At 65.2% G+C, this 16306-nt stretch carries 13 protein-coding genes, 1 pseudogene and 1 riboswitch; of the genes and pseudogenes, 6 read left to right on the top strand and 8 right to left on the bottom strand.

From position 1 onward, the window contains the following. Nucleotides 1-112 precede the first annotated feature (112 nt). The 8 genes from K349_RS0105655 to K349_RS19065 form a co-directional block, all read right to left on the bottom strand. A complete protein-coding gene (locus K349_RS0105655; RefSeq protein ID WP_084460209.1) occupies nucleotides 113-1417 on the bottom strand; it encodes a glycine/betaine/sarcosine/D-proline family reductase selenoprotein B in 1305 nt (434 codons plus the stop codon). A gap of 28 nt (nucleotides 1418-1445) precedes the next feature. After that, nucleotides 1446-2741, bottom strand: a complete 1296-nt coding sequence (locus tag K349_RS0105650) for a glycine/sarcosine/betaine reductase component B subunit (protein WP_026368863.1) — start codon at nucleotides 2739-2741, stop codon at nucleotides 1446-1448. A gap of 662 nt (nucleotides 2742-3403) precedes the next feature. Further along, nucleotides 3404-4141, bottom strand: a complete 738-nt coding sequence (ribB, locus tag K349_RS0105645; protein WP_026368862.1) for a 3,4-dihydroxy-2-butanone-4-phosphate synthase — start codon at nucleotides 4139-4141, stop codon at nucleotides 3404-3406. A gap of 88 nt (nucleotides 4142-4229) precedes the next feature. Beyond that, nucleotides 4230-4385: riboswitch (FMN riboswitch) on the bottom strand. 93 nt (nucleotides 4386-4478) lie between these two features. Then, entirely contained in the window at nucleotides 4479-6320 is a 1842-nt protein-coding gene (locus K349_RS0105640) for a HEAT repeat domain-containing protein (protein ID WP_026368861.1), read from the bottom strand. Between the two features lie 22 nt (nucleotides 6321-6342). Further along, nucleotides 6343-8091 carry a hypothetical protein gene (locus K349_RS0105635; protein WP_026368860.1) on the bottom strand — a complete coding sequence of 583 codons (1749 nt, stop codon included), beginning with the start codon at nucleotides 8089-8091 and terminating at the stop codon, nucleotides 6343-6345. Nucleotides 8092-8439: 348 nt separating this feature from the next. Then, entirely contained in the window at nucleotides 8440-10224 is a 1785-nt protein-coding gene (locus K349_RS0105630; RefSeq protein ID WP_026368859.1) for a C45 family autoproteolytic acyltransferase/hydrolase, read from the bottom strand. Nucleotides 10225-10321: 97 nt separating this feature from the next. Beyond that, complete coding sequence (locus K349_RS19320) at nucleotides 10322-10798, bottom strand: ATP-binding protein (RefSeq protein ID WP_026368858.1); 477 nt, start codon at nucleotides 10796-10798, stop codon at nucleotides 10322-10324. Next, a complete protein-coding gene (locus tag K349_RS19065) occupies nucleotides 10795-10971 on the bottom strand; it encodes a hypothetical protein (RefSeq protein ID WP_157367292.1) in 177 nt (58 codons plus the stop codon). The genes K349_RS19320 and K349_RS19065 overlap by 4 nt, the downstream gene beginning before the upstream one ends. Nucleotides 10972-11116: 145 nt before the next feature. Between K349_RS19065 and K349_RS20055 the strand changes: the two are divergent. The 6 genes and pseudogenes from K349_RS20055 to K349_RS0105590 form a co-directional block, all read left to right on the top strand. Continuing rightward, nucleotides 11117-11191, top strand: a pseudogene (locus K349_RS20055) (hypothetical protein); the annotation flags it as partial. A gap of 95 nt (nucleotides 11192-11286) precedes the next feature. Beyond that, nucleotides 11287-11526 (top strand): citrate lyase subunit alpha, encoded by a 240-nt coding sequence (locus tag K349_RS0105615; protein WP_026368856.1) that lies wholly within the window; start codon nucleotides 11287-11289, stop codon nucleotides 11524-11526. Nucleotides 11527-11799: 273 nt separating this feature from the next. Then, the gene (locus K349_RS0105610) at nucleotides 11800-12495 is read left to right on the top strand and encodes a DUF2848 family protein (RefSeq protein ID WP_026368855.1); all 696 of its coding nucleotides are present in this window, start codon (nucleotides 11800-11802) and stop codon (nucleotides 12493-12495) included. Nucleotides 12496-12836: 341 nt separating this feature from the next. Beyond that, nucleotides 12837-13880: a TRAP transporter substrate-binding protein gene (locus tag K349_RS0105605; protein ID WP_026368854.1), complete on the top strand. Its 1044-nt coding sequence runs from the start codon at nucleotides 12837-12839 to the stop codon at nucleotides 13878-13880. 394 nt (nucleotides 13881-14274) lie between these two features. Further along, nucleotides 14275-14919, top strand: a complete 645-nt coding sequence (locus K349_RS0105595; RefSeq protein WP_026368853.1) for a TRAP transporter small permease subunit — start codon at nucleotides 14275-14277, stop codon at nucleotides 14917-14919. Further along, nucleotides 14916-16193 (top strand): TRAP transporter large permease, encoded by a 1278-nt coding sequence (locus K349_RS0105590; protein WP_157367290.1) that lies wholly within the window; start codon nucleotides 14916-14918, stop codon nucleotides 16191-16193. The genes K349_RS0105595 and K349_RS0105590 overlap by 4 nt, the downstream gene beginning before the upstream one ends. Nucleotides 16194-16306 lie beyond the last annotated feature (113 nt).

Raw genomic sequence — 16306 nt, 5'->3', positions numbered from 1 at the left:
GCGCACTCCTCTCTTCGTTGTTGTTGCGTCACCTCCGCCCCGCTGCCGGGAAAATCGCCCGGAAAAAAGGCGGGGGGCGAAAATTCCCGCTGCCCTGCCTGCGTTCCGCCGATCAGAAGAGGGTCTGCTCCGTCACGGGGGTGGTCATGGCGGTGAAGGCCCGCAGAAGAAGGCTTCGCCGCACCGCCCGATCCTCCTCGGGCCCCGCGGCGGGGTTTCCCACGGGATGGGGTATCGCCACGCCGGGGACGATACGGTTCGCCCCGACGGTGAGCATGATGGGCACGATGGTGGCGATCTGCACCACCGGAATGTTCGCCGTCGCTTCAATCTCCCGCGTCATCGATGCGCCGCATCGAGTGCAGGTGCCTCAGGTGGAGGTGAGAATCACTGCGTCAACACCGGCCTCCTTGAGGGCGGCACCGATCTCCCGGCCGAAGCGCTCCGCGTGCGCCACGGAGGTTCCCGTTCCGGTGGTGGTGTAGAGCACGGGGTGCAGTTTGCCGTAGGCGCCCTCCCTTTCCAGGGCGCGCATCACGTCCAGGGGAATCACCACGTCGGGGTCCACGTTCGCCCATACCCTGTCGTAGCCGCCGTGGATGGATTCGTAGTTCTCTGGGGTCAGGTCCTCCAGTGCGCTGATGTCATAGGCGCCGTAGGACTCCGCCGAGGAGACCCGGATGCGGTCCGGGTTGCCCTTGGGAACGACGCCGCCGGAGGAGACGAGGGCAATGGTGGCCCTGCGCAGATCCGCCACGGGAGGGGCCGGGGGAATCCGACGGAAGGTCGGCATGGGGTACTCCGTGACGAAGGGCTGCTGCCGCAGGCGGGCCAAAAGCATCTCCACCGCCCGCTCCGCGCCGCTTTTCTCGTGGAGGACGTTTCGCCGGATCCCCCGGGGGAGCAGGCCGCTCTCCTTCGCCGGGCCGAGGGGCTCCTTGCGGAGGAGCTTGCGCGTCACCTCCGCCATCTTCGCCAGGGCGTCCTTCATGCCCCGGGCGCTGTCGCCGGTTTTCACGAGCATCACGTTCCTGCCGTAGAGTTCCACGCCGGGATTCTCGGGATACATGCCGCTCACGACGGGGACCTTCAGCACGGCGGCGACCTTCTCCAGCACGGCGCCGCAGGCCGTTCCGTACCGCCCGGCGTTGAAGGCGGGTCCCGCGGTGACCGCGTCGGGCTTGTGTTCCCGGATCAGAGCGAGAACTTCCTCCGTGGCGGAGGTGAGGTGCTCCGCCATGTAGTTGTCCCCGCAGATCACCGTGGCGACAACGACGGCCTCTCCTCCGAGGGCCTGTTCGAGCCCCTGGGCGGGACCTACTGCGCCGGGGCGGACGAGGGGGCGCAGATCCGCCTTCTCCTCCCCGCCGAGCCCCGCGAAAAACTGATTGGTGTAGTGGACAATACGATAGATCACGGTCCGTTCCTCCTTTCCCGAGACACGCCTAGAATTCCGCGCAGCCCCAGCGACCGGCGCCGAGCTCGCAGGTGGAACCGATGACGGACTGCAGCTCAACGAACATGCTGCCGTCGGGGCGCAGGCTCTCCGGGGCGCCTCCGGAGAGAAGGGCGATGGCGTCGGGATAGCCGAGCACACGCTCCATGGCGGGCACCTCGATCATCTCGTTCACGTTGCCCGTGGAGACAAAGGCCGCTATCTCCGGGGCGGAATCCGCAAGCCCCTGGCTCGCACCGTCCGTGCCCGCCGCCTCGTCGGCGATGATCACCGTGCGAATGCCCCGGCACTCCATCTGCTTGGCGTTGAGACAGAGATCGGTGTCGGGATTGCCGTACCCCTCCTCGGTGACGATCACGCCCCTTGCGCCGAGGCTCTCCGCAAGGGCCGCGTTCATGGAGGCGGCCCGCTCCTTTCCAGCGAGACGCACATCCTCGGGGGTGACCACCACGCCGAGGAAGTTGAGGTCCTCGCCGTGGCGCCGATAGAGCGCGCGCACCACGGGGTCGTTCTGGTGGTGCCAGGTGGTGTTTTTATCGCAGGCGGAGACGCAGTTGCCCGAGACCACCGCGCCGTCCAGCACTTCATTGGGATGGAGCAGCACGGGAAGGGAGGCCTTCATGTCCCCGCCGTGCACGAAGGTGTCGTGCAGGAGCCCCTGGGTGATGGCCATGCAGACGTGGAGCACCCGGGGAAGATCGGGCAGGCGGATCGCCTCGTCGCTCACGTTGCCCTTCTCGTAGACGGAGATCGCGTCCGGGGTCGCGTTCCTGGCCGCCGTGGCGAGGTACACCGCCAGGCGCAGCCCAGCGAGCCGGAGTGCCTCCTCGTAGGCGTGCTTCGTCAGGCGCGGATCGGGCTCCACGGTGAGAACCAGGTTCGCCGTCTCGGAGAAGGGCGTGTAGGCCGCCCCAGGACCGGACATGTCGATGAACCCTTCCTGAAAGGCCACGATGGGACCGCAGGTCACCACCGCAGCACCCCGCAACACCAGGGTGACCCCCTTCCCCGCGGTTCCCGCGGGAGCGAAGAACCCGGGAAAATAGCCGAGGGGCTCCCCCGACCGGGCAAGTTTCACCCGCGGTTCCACCACGTCCTTCACCGGAATGATCCGCACCTTCTCGCCCGGATGGGCCAGATCGAGGCATACCGACGCAAAACGCTCGTCCTTCGCCACTTCCGCGGCGGCCTCCTCGCGGTTCACCGTCAGGACGCCGTTCCAGGCTCCCGTCCTGTCTCCCCACTGGATTCGCCGAATGACGACCTCGTGCAGTTCCAACCGCATGATGCGCCTCCCTCCCCCGCGCCTTCCGGCGCATTCGAACCATCCCGGCGCGGCGATCCCCGGAGTTTCCCACCACCGCCGCATCCGTTTCCCTCTTCCGTACCCCGTTCCACGTTCTCGCACGTTGTCCGTGACGCTCACGACACGCCGGGGCACGCCGCTCGCCGGTCGCGCCGAAATGCCGCATTTCCTTCATTCGCATCATAGGAAAGAATGTGTTCTTTCGCATCGGACCAGAGCGAGAACCTTAGAGGAGGAATTCGGACGTCTTTTGGACGTCCGCACAAAAGGGTGCGACAGGGCGGCGAAAAAAACGCCCGCGCAGCGCGCGGGCGGACGTTTCGATGTTCGGCGTAAAGAGCGTTTGAGGGGAAGAATGCCTCGGTCGCAGTCCGCTGTTTAAAGTCCACGGTTCGCGGCGCAGGGTTCACAAGAGAACTCCCCGCACCCGGCAAAGGACACGCCCCGGGCGCACATCTCCGAAGGGAGCGGGCGGAGTGACATACGGTCTCCACGCTCGGGGGGTTCATCAAGGCCGTTTGCAAGATTTCGGAGTGAGGTGAGTTCCTGTCCGCAGGTACCGCACGCCGTCTCCCTCCGCATTCGACACATTCCTTGAAACCTCTTCGAGAAAAACTGACGACAAGGCGGCCCGAAAAAAATCAGATTTCGGCGCGTTCTCGTGAAACATCTCGTCTGTGAGCGACGAGGTCCTCCACGGTCACCACGGGAAGTCCGTGCTCCGCGCCGAAGCGCAGGATCTCGGGCAGGCGGGCCATGGTGCCGTCGGGGTTGGTGAGCTCACAGAGCACACCGTAGGGAGGCAGCCCCGCGAGGTGCATGAGATCCACCGTGGCCTCCGTGTGTCCCCGCCGTTCGAGGACGCCTCCGGGACGGGCACAGAGGGGGAAGACGTGGCCGGGGCGGCGCAGATCCTCCGGACGGGCTCCTTCCGCCACGGCGGCCTTGACGGTCCGGACCCTGTCCGCGGCGGAGACGCCCGTGGTGACGCCCTCGCTCGCCTCGATGGAGACCGTGAAGGCCGTCTGATAGGGGCTGGTGTTCTTCGCCACCATGGGGGGAAGGTCCAGCTCGCGGATCTTCTCCTCGGGGAGACAGAGGCAGACGATGCCGCTGCACTCCCGGATGAGCAGGGCCATCTGGGCCTCGGTGAGGGATGATGCGGCGTAGATCAGATCCCCCTCGTTCTCGCGGTCCTCGTCATCCACGACAAGGACACCCTCGCCGCGACGCAGTGACGCCAGGGCTGCGCGGACCCGCTCGGAAGGCGTGGCCGGCAAGGTGGGAGCGGGAACGGAAGGGAGCGGGGACACCGCGGAAGAAGGTGAAGGCGCGGCAGAGGACAAAGAACAGGAGCAGGCACAGACATGGGGATTCACGGTAACGACCTCCTCGAATCGAGTCGAGGCCTGAATCGGGGGAGGAATGCAACGGGCAGGGCACGCCGCAGGGAAATGAATGCGGAGGGCTCGCTCTCTCTCGTCCGGACTGTCACCGTCGGCTCTGGCATCGCACCAGATCTGCTGACCTCCGCTCCCCCGAAGAGGAACGGAGCGCTCGCGGGCTCCCCGGCACAGCCGGGATACCGCCGGTGGGGATTCGCACCCCGCCCCGAGAACAGGCTCACCGTCAGTGTAGGCCGATTCGTCGTTCTGTCAAGGGCGGGGCGGCACAGTTACCTCGCGGTTCCACCCGGAGGAGGCGAATCCCCGGGAATCACGGCCCGGAGGGCGTCCGCGAGAGGAACCGGCGGAGCAACTCCAGATTCTGCGGATCCGTCTCGGTATCGAGCATGCGATGAAAGGTCTCGCGCACGGCGGGAAAACGGTCGCCCCCCTTCGCGAGGGTGCGGATCATCTCTCCCCGGACGAGAGGGCTCTCCTCCGCCTGCGCGCTCGCAGCGAGGGTGGAGACGATTCGCTCGTCCGGCTCGCGGGTACCCAGGCTGCGCACGAGCGCCCCCCGTACCTGGGGAACGCCTTCGGCGGCGAGGGTGGCAAGAAGGAGCGTCTCCACGGCCTCTCCAGGCATGCGCCGCAGCGCCGTCGCGGCGGCGGCCCGGGTGGCGGGGTCCTCCGCCCGGAGAAACGCGCCGACGCGTTCCGCCGCCGCGGGATTTCCGGTGTTGCCAAGAGCCTTGAGAGTCACCCGCAGCTCCGGCCCGCTCGCGCCGTCGAGCACCCCCAACAGCCCGTCCACGATGGACCGGGACGCCTCGGCTGCGGCGGGGTCGTCGGCGCTCCCGAGCGTCGCGGCGGTGACGCCGAGCGCCAGAAGAGACGTGCGCGCAAGGTCCTCCACCCGCTCGTCGCCTTTCGCCCGGGCGAGCCGCCACAGGCCGCTTTGGGCCTCCTCCGTGGGGGAAGCCACGCCGCCGAGGGCGATGACCGCCCGCAGTGCGTTCATGGAAGACGCGACGGGGTTTTCCGCCAGTCCCAGCAGAAAGCGCTGCGCCTCGGGCGTACCGCTCGTGCCGAGCAGATCCACCAGGGCCGCCTGCAGGGCGTCCTCGGTCCTCGGGTCGAGGATGCGGGCCACCACCTCCGCTCCCAGCTCCGGATCGGCCTGCAGCAGGGCGAGCAGCTCCTCGAACCCCTCCTGGTCGCGCCGGTCGAAAGCATCAAGCAGCAACGTGAAACGCCCGGCCTCGGAAGGCGGTGCCGCACCACTTCCGGATGCCGGAGAGGGCGCGGCTGCCCCCCCGGAAGAGGGCGTGGCCGCTCCCGGCGCCGGAGAAGACGTCGCCCTGCCGGATACGGACTTTGCCCTCGCCGGCGGAGCGGACAGGTCGGGCTCGCCGGAGATCTCCCGGAGCGAAAAGGCCAGGCGGGTCCGAAAAAGGGGCGCGCCGCCGCTCGATGCCGCAAGGAACTCCACCCCCTCCGCGGAGGCAAGCCACACCGTGGAAGAGAGCCGGGCCGTCATGTCCGAGGAGAGCACCTCCACCCGCACCGGGGAGGCGGCATCGAGATATCGTATCTTCCGCTTGCGGATCGCTCCGCCTTCGCCTCGCTCGTAGCGGGCTTCATACTCCCCCGTCCGATGGGACTCCAGGGCGGTCCAGGCGGCCGCGTCGCCGGAGAGCACGATCTCGGCGGCCCGAAGCGCTTCCTCCGCCACGATGCGTTCTCCCTCGGGAATCGCCTCGGGCAGGAGCACCGCATCAATGCGTCCGTCCCGGGCAAAGCGCACGACAAAGGGCGCGGACAGACGCTCCGCCATCTCGGGAGCAGGCTGCCCGAACACCTCGCAGGCAAGAGGCCCGAAGCGAAGGTCCGCCGTCACGGACTCCGCGTCCGCCGAGGCAACCCGGAGATGCAGCACTCCCGAGAAACGAAGGGTGGAAGGCGCCGCAGGATCCGGCGCCTCTCCGGAAAACATGTCGCTCTGCACCGCCACCTCGTACCGGGCTCCGCCCTCCCACCGCAGTACCGGCGCGGGGGCCTCCTCCAGGGGAGGTTCGGGTACTTCGCGTTCTTCGCGCTGAGTCCACCATCCCCAAAGGCCCATCCAGAGGAAGAGCACCACGAGAATGGCGAAGAGACGGTTCACTCGCATGAAAATCCTTCGCGGAGCTCCGTCACTGGAGCGGCACCGTCACGGACTGTTGCTTGTCGAAGAGCGTGTCGCTCTTGGAAAAGGCGGACCAGCTCACGAGCGATTTGGTCGCCTCGTGCCAACCGCAGGGATAGGGGATGACGTGCCATTTCCAGCAGGTCTTCGGCCAGTCCACATAGAGCTCGATCTTTCCGTTGGGACCCTTGAGCGTGTATCCCACCTTCTCGGTGAGCGTTCCCGTGAGCTGCGTCGCCCCCGTGTCGGCGGCGATGGTTCCGCCCAGCGTCGTGTCGAAGGTGCACCCCACCAGGTAGAGCGTACCCCGGACGCCTCCCTTGGCGACCGCGAGATTGACCGCCGCGGAGGCGTAGGCACCGACGTCCACGAAGGGCGACACGGTCCCCTCGAAGGCGGCGGCGATGTTCACCGTGGCCTTGATGCCCAGGGCTCCGCTCGCTCCCGCGCTCAGCTCCACGGGCACGACGGCGATGACGAACGTCTGGGAGTAGCCCATGCGCTTCTCGATCTGCCAGGTCTCCTCCCAGGAGAAGTTCGCATTGCCGCTCTTGCTGTAGAGCGTCATGCCCGCAAACTCCACGTCGAGATCGAAAGCCGAATCGGTGGGCATGATCGGATTGTAGTGCGCGTCCGACGTTGCCTTCAGGAAATCGAAGGTGTGCCCCAGAATCGTCACGGGAACACCACCGGAGACGGAGGCACCGATGCCCTGAATCCCGAACCAGGCCTTGCCCAGAAAATCCACTTCCGTGCCGAAATAATTGTTGCTGAATCCTTTGCTGAAGCTCGTCTGAAAGGCGAGCCCCGCCGCATCGGAGGCCGCCACGGGCACGCCCTCGTAGATGTTCACGGGATGAACGATCTCATTGTCGTCACCCCTGGTGGGAACGACCGCCGTCGCCTCGTTCTCCTCGATCGCGCCGAGGGGATCCACAACGAACTTCAAATTTGTGGAAGTCCGCCCTGCAAGGCGGTTCCGCACGGCCTCGGGAACGAAGACACCCACCATGAGCGACTGCAGCGTGTTCGCGTCGAGGGAGGGAAGAATCAGGTGTCTCACATAGGAACGGCTCGCGGAATCCCAGAGCAGGACCTCCTCGTAGCCTCTGTCGGTTTCCACGAAGGCTCCTAGGGCCACGTTCGACGCGCCGTATGCCACGGATTCCACGTCGAGCGTCCCGGCGATGTGGCTGCGTCGCACGTTGTCGGCGGTGTGCTCGTCGTGGTTGAGGACCAGATAGGCTGAATGGGGACGCAGCTCGCGCAGCACGAGGTCCGGCAGGTTCCGGTCGTCCGCGACGGTGACGAGGAGGCTCTCCGGAGCCTCGAAGACCACAGCCCGGGAGAGCACGGATTCGAGGGGATCCACCTGGACCACGAGGTTGTACGTTCCCGCGGGGACATCGTCGGAGAAGACGAAGGTCTGCGTGTAGGCCCCCTCCCCCGAGGACACCAGAGGAATCGATGCGCTGCCGAAGTGGTAGCTTTCGATCCGCTGCGTTTCTTCGTCCTTGCTGACGAGATAATAGGCCATGCCGAGGTCGCTCAGTTCCGTGGCGCTGTCGAGAGCCACCGTCAACGACACGGGACTCCGGAGATGGACATCCCCCTCGGGCAGGATTTCCACGGATGTCACCGACACCGACGTGTCCGGCGCGCCACCGCCGCCGCCACCACCGCCACAACCGCCCAGAACGAAGACGTTGAACACCAGAATCAGCCAGATCAGACGCTTTCCTTTCATGCCACCCATACCACGCCACCTCCCTGTTTTTTCACCGCCCGGTTCTTTCCGTTTTTCCGGTACGCCGCATGCTTCCGGGTACGTATTTCTACCGAGAGAGTACAACCCTACCACTGAAAAGGAACCACGTCAACGCACTCTGCTACGAAAGCAGGAAGAAGGTCACCGCCTGTTTCCGCGAGCACCCGCGGAGGGTTTCCGCGTCACCGCCAGAAAAAGATCCAGGTCGTCCAGCACCGCGACGGGTTCCGCCTCGGCCGAAAGGGTAACGTCAGGCCAAGAAACCAAACCAGCCAGAAAACAGGGCGACGAAAAAACGCCCGCCCGGCATACAAAGATCCCGGGCGGGCACGGGCGTCAGCGGGACCAGGCGGAAGAGGCCGCGGCGGCCTCGAGCATCCGGGTCAGCCCCTCGTCGGCGGCGGCGAGAGCGCTGTCCCACCGGGCGTAGAGAAATTCGTCGAGCAGCGCCTGGGCTTCCTCGTCGGCACCGTCTTTTTTAAGGCGCTGGTACTCTTTTTCCATGGCCTCCATGTCCTTGAAGAGGCTCGCCTCGTAGGGGTCGAAGACGATGCGGAGCGGGGCGTGGTAGAGCTCGTGGGAGCCGAAGGCCATCTTCGAGATCTGGAAGAAGCGCGATCCCGCCTCGGGGGTGCTGTACCGCCCGTCAAGGGAGGAGGCCCCCGTGTAGAAGGGGATGAAAAGGCTGTTGCACGGCTGCATGTAGGCGTGGAGCATCAGCCCCAGCTCGTTCGGCACGTCCGGACGGGCCGAGAGGATGGCCGTTGCGGCGGTGATTCCCTCGAAAGCGTGGTGGCAGATCGCCCTGGGGAAGACGGAGACTTTCACGGTGTCCTCCTCGGGAAAGGCGGTCATCCACTCCTGGCGCTCGTCCTGCGCGAGGGGGGTGCTGTAGTAGGGCACCTGCTTCAGTTCGAGCACCTTGCCGCTGGGAAGGGGGTAGGTGTCGTAGTGGTCCCGCATCAGGGGGAGCATGGCTGCGGGAGAAATGCGGCCGGAGATGCCCTGGAGCAGTTCCATGGCCCGACGGTACCGCATTTCCGTGTTGTACAGGGTCTCCGCGGCGGGGCGATCCTCGAGGTTCTCGTTGTCCTCGGGGTACAGTTCGGTGGTGCCGTAGACGGCGCGGAAGTTGATCTTGCCCGTCACATCCTTGCCGATCCATCCCTTGGACTGGGCGAAGGAGAGCAGATCCTCCGCGGCGAGGTCGTAGTCGTCGGTGATCTGGAACTGGTTGGACCGGGCCGTGAAGGTGTCCCTGTACTGCTTGGCCACCCAGCGCTTTCCCGAGACTTCCACGATCCACAGCTCGTTCGGATCTCCGATCTCGAAGATGATGGAGTTCCAGGCCTGGCCGTACTTCTCCGTCAGCTTCGTGAGCACCTCCACGCCCTCCCGGGCGGTCTTCGCCCGTTCGAGGACGAGGCGCACGTAGTCGTTGTCGTGGAGCCCCTTGTCGAAGGCGAGTTCGTCCCGGGTGGGAGCGTCGTTGTCCGCCACGGTGACCTGATGCTCGTTGATCCCCATTCCGTATCCCCAGCGCCCCGCGGAACGGGAGCCGACGAACCGATAGGCGGTCTCCGCCTGGGGAATGTCGATGTAGGCGGCCTTGTAGGCGTCGGTGGCGGCGAAGGTGCCTCCCTCCTCCATGGCCACTTCGCTGAGGGTGTTCGGCCCGAGATCGCGGTTCTTGGCAATGAGGGTTCCCTTGCCTCCCGCGAGGGCCTTTCCGGAGGCGACGAAGGTGGTGCACTCGCCCACGAACCCCGTCATCAGACGGTCCGCTGCGTTGTAGAGCAGCACGTCCTCGTAGGGGACACCCGCGCCGTCGGCCACGCCGCGCATCCACTCCACCTTGGCGGGGAGCACCTCCCGGAACAGCGCCTCCCGCTCCCGGGCCGCGGAGAGAACGGCGGTCCGGTCGATCCCGCGCGCCACGGAAGCGTCATGCATTACGGCGAGATTGCCCGCCACCTCGCTCCGGTAGGCGACGCCGAAGCGCCACCCTTCCTCGTAGGCGGAGGGCACCTCCGCCCAAAGCGTTCCCGCGGCAACGCCCAACAGCACCAGCGCCGTCAGCACCACACCGATACGCCGTTTCCACCCGAATCTGCCTTCCATGAACAGGTCGCCTCCTCCAGTCGTCTGTCTGATGTGTCCGGTCTGTCCGGTTTCTTCGGCCACTCCGCGGCGCCCCTTTTCGGGTCGCCGCTCCGTCTCATTCCTCGTCCGCCACTTCCCCGGCGAGCGCTTCTTCTGGAAGGACAATGCGGAAGCACGTGCCCTTCCCCCCGGGTCCGGCGAAGCGCTCCACCCTGGCATCGAGCTGTTTCGCCGGCGGATCGAGCAGGCGCAGCCCCGCTCCCGATGTGACAAGAAAGTCCGCCGCCGGTTCGGCTCCGCCGCCCTCGGGCACGGCCTCGCGGGCAAAACCGACGCCGTCGTCGGCAACGTCCACGAACACGGCCCCGTCCTCCCGGCGGGAGGCAAGGACCGCCATTGCCGCGGAAATGCAGTTTTCCGGCACGTCGAGATCCAGCAGGGCCAGGTCCGGCGAAGGACCACGCTCCAGAGTGTGCCCTGCCCGAATGACATCCGGAACGGCCGCCACGGCAAAACCATTTCTCTCGAGCGTCGCAACCACATCCGAAGCCTCCCGGAGAGACGCCACGAGGAGGAGATTTCCGTTCTTCACACGATCCACCCCCCTTCCCGTCCGTACTGAAAAAAAGCCCCCGAAAAACCCGCCGCACCGGCAAGGACCCGGTATTCGAACTGAGCCATCCGTGCCCCCGAACGTGCGATCCTCTCCAGAAGCACGGGGCGGAACCCGGTCTCGGCAGCGGAGAGTTTTTTCGTCGTCTTCACTTTCCCTGGTGACCGTTCCATCGTAGCATAAGGAGCAGCCGAAGGGGAAGAAGTCACGCCCGAAAAAACAACAAACCGGCGACCGCGTGCTCTGGTGGCCGCGGGAGTGCGCATTCTCGAATCGAGCTGCGGTGCCTGCATCGGCATGGGTTTCGTGCCGCCCACGGAGGGCGTGTCCCTCCGGACGATCAACCAAAGCTTTCTCGGCCGCTGCGGCCACAAGACGGGCCAGGTCTATCTGGTGAGCCCCGAGGTAGCCGCCGCGTCGGCCCTGACGGGAACGCTGACGGACCCCCGGGAACTCCCGGCGAGACCGTGGACGCCATCGTCACCGAGCGGGGCATCTGCATCAATCCCCTCCGGACGGACCTGCGCGAGGCGGCCCGGAAGGCGAAGCTCCCCGTCAAGGAGATCGCCGACCTCAAGGCCGAGGTGGAGGGCCTGACGGGAAAGGCCGAGGAGGCTCCCCTTCCCGACCCGAAACCGGAGAACGTGGTGGCGCTCATCGAATACCGGGACGGCACCATCCTGGACAGCCTCTTCCGCATTTCCTGAGACGGCCCGGAGCTTCTGACGTCCTGAGACAGAGAAAATGCGACCTCTCCGGCGACACGTGCGTTTCCGCCGGAGAGGCTTTTTGTTTTCTCGGAATACCATTCTGCTCCACTCTCGTGCTGCACACCGCCCCGCGTCACTGAAAAGAACCCCTATGCACACATGACCTTGTCCTGAAAAAGGAGAATGCTACAATGAAGAGCAGAATCCTTTCCCGAAGAGAAACAGCATGTGAAAAGCCACAGTTCCGGACGACGAAACGGGGTGAAAGGCATGCGCAAGAGTTTCGCGGTGGAGAGTCGGCAGGGCGTGGACCAGGTGACCCTTCTGTGGGATGCCTGCGTGGCCGTGGGCTACGCGGGACGAAATCAGGAGAGCGTCGCGGCCCACGTGCGGGAACTCGCCGAACTGGGCGTTCCCGTTCCCTCTCGGATTCCTTCCATGTACTGGATCGATCCGGAGCGGATCACCGACGGAAGCGAGCTTTTCGTCGTGGGTGAGGAGACCTCCGGCGAGGTGGAATTTTTTCTCGCCTCCGACGACGCGGGGCGCTGGTACGTGGCCCTGGCGAGCGACCACACGGACCGGAAGCTCGAGGCGGTCTCGGTGGCGAAGGCGAAGCAGATCTGCACCAAGGTGGTTTCGTCCACCGTCTGGCCGTTGGATGAACTGGAGGATCACTGGGACGACCTGATCCTGGAATCCCGAGTCGCCAACGGAAACGAACCGTTCTCGGAATACCAGCGGGGGCGGACGGGGCTGCTTCTGTCTCCGGAGACGCTCCTCGCTCTTGCGAAGGAAGATCTCCCCTACGAGGCGCCCCGGGTCGCCCTTTTCAGCGGCACCATCCCGCTCTCGGCCAAGGCGACCCGCTTCGCCTCCCGGTGGGAGCTACGCCTTTCCGATCCCGTCCTGGGGCGGGAACTGCGGGGGGCCTACCGCGTCCGGGTCCTTCCCGACCGAAACTGACTCTCCGAAGGCCACGACGGACCGCCTTGCCGCTGCGGGGCAGTGACGTGCGCCTTCGGCCTTTCTCAGGACGGAGCGTCTCCGAAGCGAAAAAGGACGAACGCGCCCCGGAAACCGCGGAGCATCGCATCTGCGCACCCGCTTCAAAGACCCGCCGGTGCGGCGTGAGGAGGTGACGCGAGGGAACAACGTAAAAGCACCGTTTCCCCATTTGTCGCTTCTGTCGGACGAATCGCCCCGGAATTCGGCGCGACGCCGTGTGCGTGCCGCCGGAACCGCCCGCCCCGCTTCCCCTGTGCGGGCTCCAAAGACGACGAACGAGAACGAACGGAGGGATACGCATGCGCAGAATCCATCCACTGCTCGCCCTGATCCTGGTCTTCCTCTTCGCGGCCTCCCCGGCCTTTGCAATACCCCAGCTCCGGGTCGTCGGAAGCTGGAGCAACCTCACGGCTTATCTGAATCTGGAGGAACCCTTCTGGACCAAAAAACTCCCCGAGGCCTTGGGAGGCAAGACCGAGGTCATCATGACCTCCCTGGGTCAGGTGAACCTCTCCGGCGCGGCGGTGCTCCGTGCCATGGACCAGTCCCTCTTCGACGTGGTGCACACCGTGGCGGATTACGTGGTCTCGGACTGCCCCGAGCTGGCCGGGCTCGACCTTCCCGCCCTGGCGCCGGACATCGAAACCGCCCGCAAGGTGGTCGAGGCCTACCGCCCCGTGCTGGAGAAAACTCTTGAAGGGTGCTTCAACGCGAAACTCCTCACGATCATGCCCTATCCCGCCCAGGTGCTCTTCTCCAACGAGAAGATCGGCAGCCTCGAAGACCTGAAGGGCAAGAAGATCCGGGCCAGCGGCTGGACCACCGCAGAGTTCATCGAGGCCCTTGGCGCCACGGGAGTGAACCTCGCCTTCTCGGAAGTGCCCCAGTCACTTCAACGGGGCGTGGTGGACGGCGCGGTGACGGGGAGCCTCTCCGGCTTCAACGCCGGCTGGGGCGAGGTAGCCAAGTACCTCTATCCCCTCCCCATCGGCGGCTGGGACTACATCATCGGCGTGATGCGCATGGACACGTGGAAGGGGCTTTCTCCGGAGGAGCAGCAGACCCTCACCGCGCTCATCGAAAAGGAACTGGAGATTCCCGGCTGGAACGCCACGGACCGGGAGACCCAGCTCGGCATCGCCTGCCTGACCGGTCAGGGGGAGTGCCCTGGCAAGACTCCCGCGGCGCTTGAACTGATCCCCGTCGCCCCGGGCGATCTCGAACTGGCCCGGAAGATCCTGGTGGAGCGGGTTCTTCCCGCCTGGGCACAAAAGGCCGGCCCCGAAGCGGTGGCGCGGTGGGAGAGCACCATCGGCGCGGTGACGGGACTTAAGGCGAAATAGCGGCAACGGAGACGGGGGCGGAAACACCGCCCCCGTGGGAAACCGCACGAACGGCGCGTTGGCCGCGTCTTTTGAAAAACCTCTGCGCAAAGGAATTTCCTTCTTCCTTAGGAATCTCTGAATAAGGCTGCGCCAGCCCCGCAGGGCGCCTCGCAGAGCCTGATGCGACTCGAGTCAAGGGAAAGCGAAAGGTCTTTATTCAGAGCTTCCCTTAATGTAATGTCCCGACTTTATCCCGAGCGCATCGCCTTTTCCCGAGGGCGATGGGGCGTTTTGCAGAGGCTTTTGGGTTCCTGGAGATTCTCCATGAAGCCATCCACGCTCGGACCGGAAAGCGACACATCCGGTCTGGGCTGTGGAGATGGTCTGTCAACGACACACGGAGGAAGCGAACGTGACGACGACAAAAGAAGAAACACCCCGGCAAAGATCGGCGCTCCTCGCCCTGAGTGAAAGATTCTCCGTCCTGGCGGTCGTTGCGGGAGGGCTTCTGCTCTTCGGCATGTCCTGGTTTATCGGCGTGGAGGTGCTGCTCCGCAAATTCTTCCGCATCAGCACCGGAGGGGCGGAGGAATACTCCAGCTATGCCCTGGCGATTCTCAGCGCCTGGTCCTTCTCGTATGCACTCTTCACCAAGGCCCACATCCGGGTGGATGCGGTCTATTTGAAGCTGCGTCGCAACGTCCGACTCGTCCTCGACGTGGCGGCCCTGGGGGCCTTCGCCGCCTACACACTCCCCATGACCTGGTACGGCTGGAAAGCCTTCTCCCTCTCCTTCACCAAGGGCTCCCTGGCGAACACGCCGCTCCAGACCCCGCTGTGGATTCCCATGCTGCTCTGGATCCTCGGCATCGCCTTCTTCGCCTGGGCGGTACTCCTTCTGCTCGGAGAAACCCTCACCGCCCTCCTCCGGGGGGATACGGCAACCGCGTCGGCCCTCGCGGGCTGCCCCCTTCTCGAGGAGGAGATCGACGAGGAAAAGGCCCTGGCGGCAAAAACTCTCGGCGCGACGGAAACGAAAAGGGAGGAAGACCGATGATCTGGGCCGTGGCGTTCGTTCTCCTCGTGGCGCTTCTCCTCTTGAGCATCCCCGTGGCGGCCACCATGGCGGGACTCGGCCTTATCCTGGGAAAGGTGTTCACACCCTTTCCGCTCTATCGCTCTCTCGGGGAGATCTCCTGGGAGGGAAGCACCAACTTCACCCTCTTTGCAATCCCCCTCTTCATCCTGCTGGGTCAGTTTCTCGTTCATTCGGGCATCGCCGACCGCACCTACAAGGCGGTGGACACCTGGCTCTGCGGGCTGCCCGGCGGACTCATGCACGCCAATGTCGCCACCTGCGCCCTCTTCGCCGCCACGTCCGGCTCCAGCGTGGCCACCGCGGCCACCATGGGCACCGTGGCCATGCCCCAGGCGAAGAAATTCGGCTACCACGACGGCCTCTTCGCCGCCAGCATCGCCTCCGGCGGCACCCTGGGAATCCTCATCCCTCCCTCGATCAACATGATCGTCTACGGCTTCATGACCAACACGTCCATCCCCAAGCTCTTCGTGGCGGGCATCGTCCCCGGCGTGATTCTCACGGTGCTCTTCATGCTCTTCATCCTGGGAGCCTGCGTGGTGAAGCCCGAATTGGGCGGCGTCCGACGGAGCACGTCCTGGCGCGAGCGCGTGCACAGCCTGAAAGACCTCCTCCCCGTGGGGATCATCTTCTCCGTGGTCATCGGGTCGGTCTACACGGGGTTCGCCACCCCCACTGAATCGGCGGCGCTGGGGGTGCTCGCGGCGTTCTTCATCGCCCTGTGGTACCGGAGGATCTCCTGGCAGATTCTCGTGGATTCCATGAAGGGCACCATGAAAACCACGGGCATGATCATGCTCATCCTTCTGGCGGCGAACTTCCTGAACTTCATCCTCGTCTTCCTGGGACTCTCCCAGCAGATCACCCAGCTCGTGGGCAGCCTGGGCATGACGCCCTTCGTCACCCTTATGATCATCATCGCCATGTACGTGGTTCTTGGATTCTTCATCGAGACCCTCTCGCTCATGGTACTCACCATTCCCGTGGTGCACCCCATCATCCAAAGCCTGGGCTACGACCCCATCTGGTTTGGCATTCTCCTCATCCTCCTGATCCAGATGGCGCTCATCACTCCACCGGTGGGGCTGAACCTCTACGTCATCCAGGGCGTGCGCCAGCGGGGTTCCATCTCCGACCTCGCGGTCTGGATCATCCCCTTCGTGGCCATGCTCTTCGTCATGATCGCCCTGCTCATCCGCTATCCCGGCCTCGCGCTCTGGCTTGTGGGATAGCGGAAACGGACGGCATCCCTCCGAACGCGACACACCGCGGGGGCTCTGAAATTCGTGTTATGATCCTTCCCGAACGCAGTGGACCCGCCGAACACGACATTCAGGAGGCCCTC

Origin of the sequence: Aminiphilus circumscriptus DSM 16581 (assembly GCF_000526375.1) — a bacterium.
GTDB lineage: Bacteria > Synergistota > Synergistia > Synergistales > Aminiphilaceae > Aminiphilus > Aminiphilus circumscriptus.
The sequence above is the reverse complement of the archived record's forward strand: the minus strand, read 5'-3'. Positions and strand labels throughout refer to the sequence as shown.

Coding starts and splice junctions, on each gene's coding strand:
- K349_RS0105650 (WP_026368863.1), bottom strand. CDS start 2,741: ATGCGGTTGGAACTGCACGAGGTCGTCATTCGGCGAATCCAGTGGGGA.
- K349_RS0105640 (WP_026368861.1), bottom strand. CDS start 6,320: ATGCGAGTGAACCGTCTCTTCGCCATTCTCGTGGTGCTCTTCCTCTGG.
- K349_RS0105635 (WP_026368860.1), bottom strand. CDS start 8,091: ATGGGTGGCATGAAAGGAAAGCGTCTGATCTGGCTGATTCTGGTGTTC.
- K349_RS0105630 (WP_026368859.1), bottom strand. CDS start 10,224: ATGGAAGGCAGATTCGGGTGGAAACGGCGTATCGGTGTGGTGCTGACG.
- K349_RS0105610 (WP_026368855.1), top strand. CDS start 11,800: ATGCGCAAGAGTTTCGCGGTGGAGAGTCGGCAGGGCGTGGACCAGGTG.
- K349_RS0105605 (WP_026368854.1), top strand. CDS start 12,837: ATGCGCAGAATCCATCCACTGCTCGCCCTGATCCTGGTCTTCCTCTTC.
- K349_RS0105590 (WP_157367290.1), top strand. CDS start 14,916: ATGATCTGGGCCGTGGCGTTCGTTCTCCTCGTGGCGCTTCTCCTCTTG.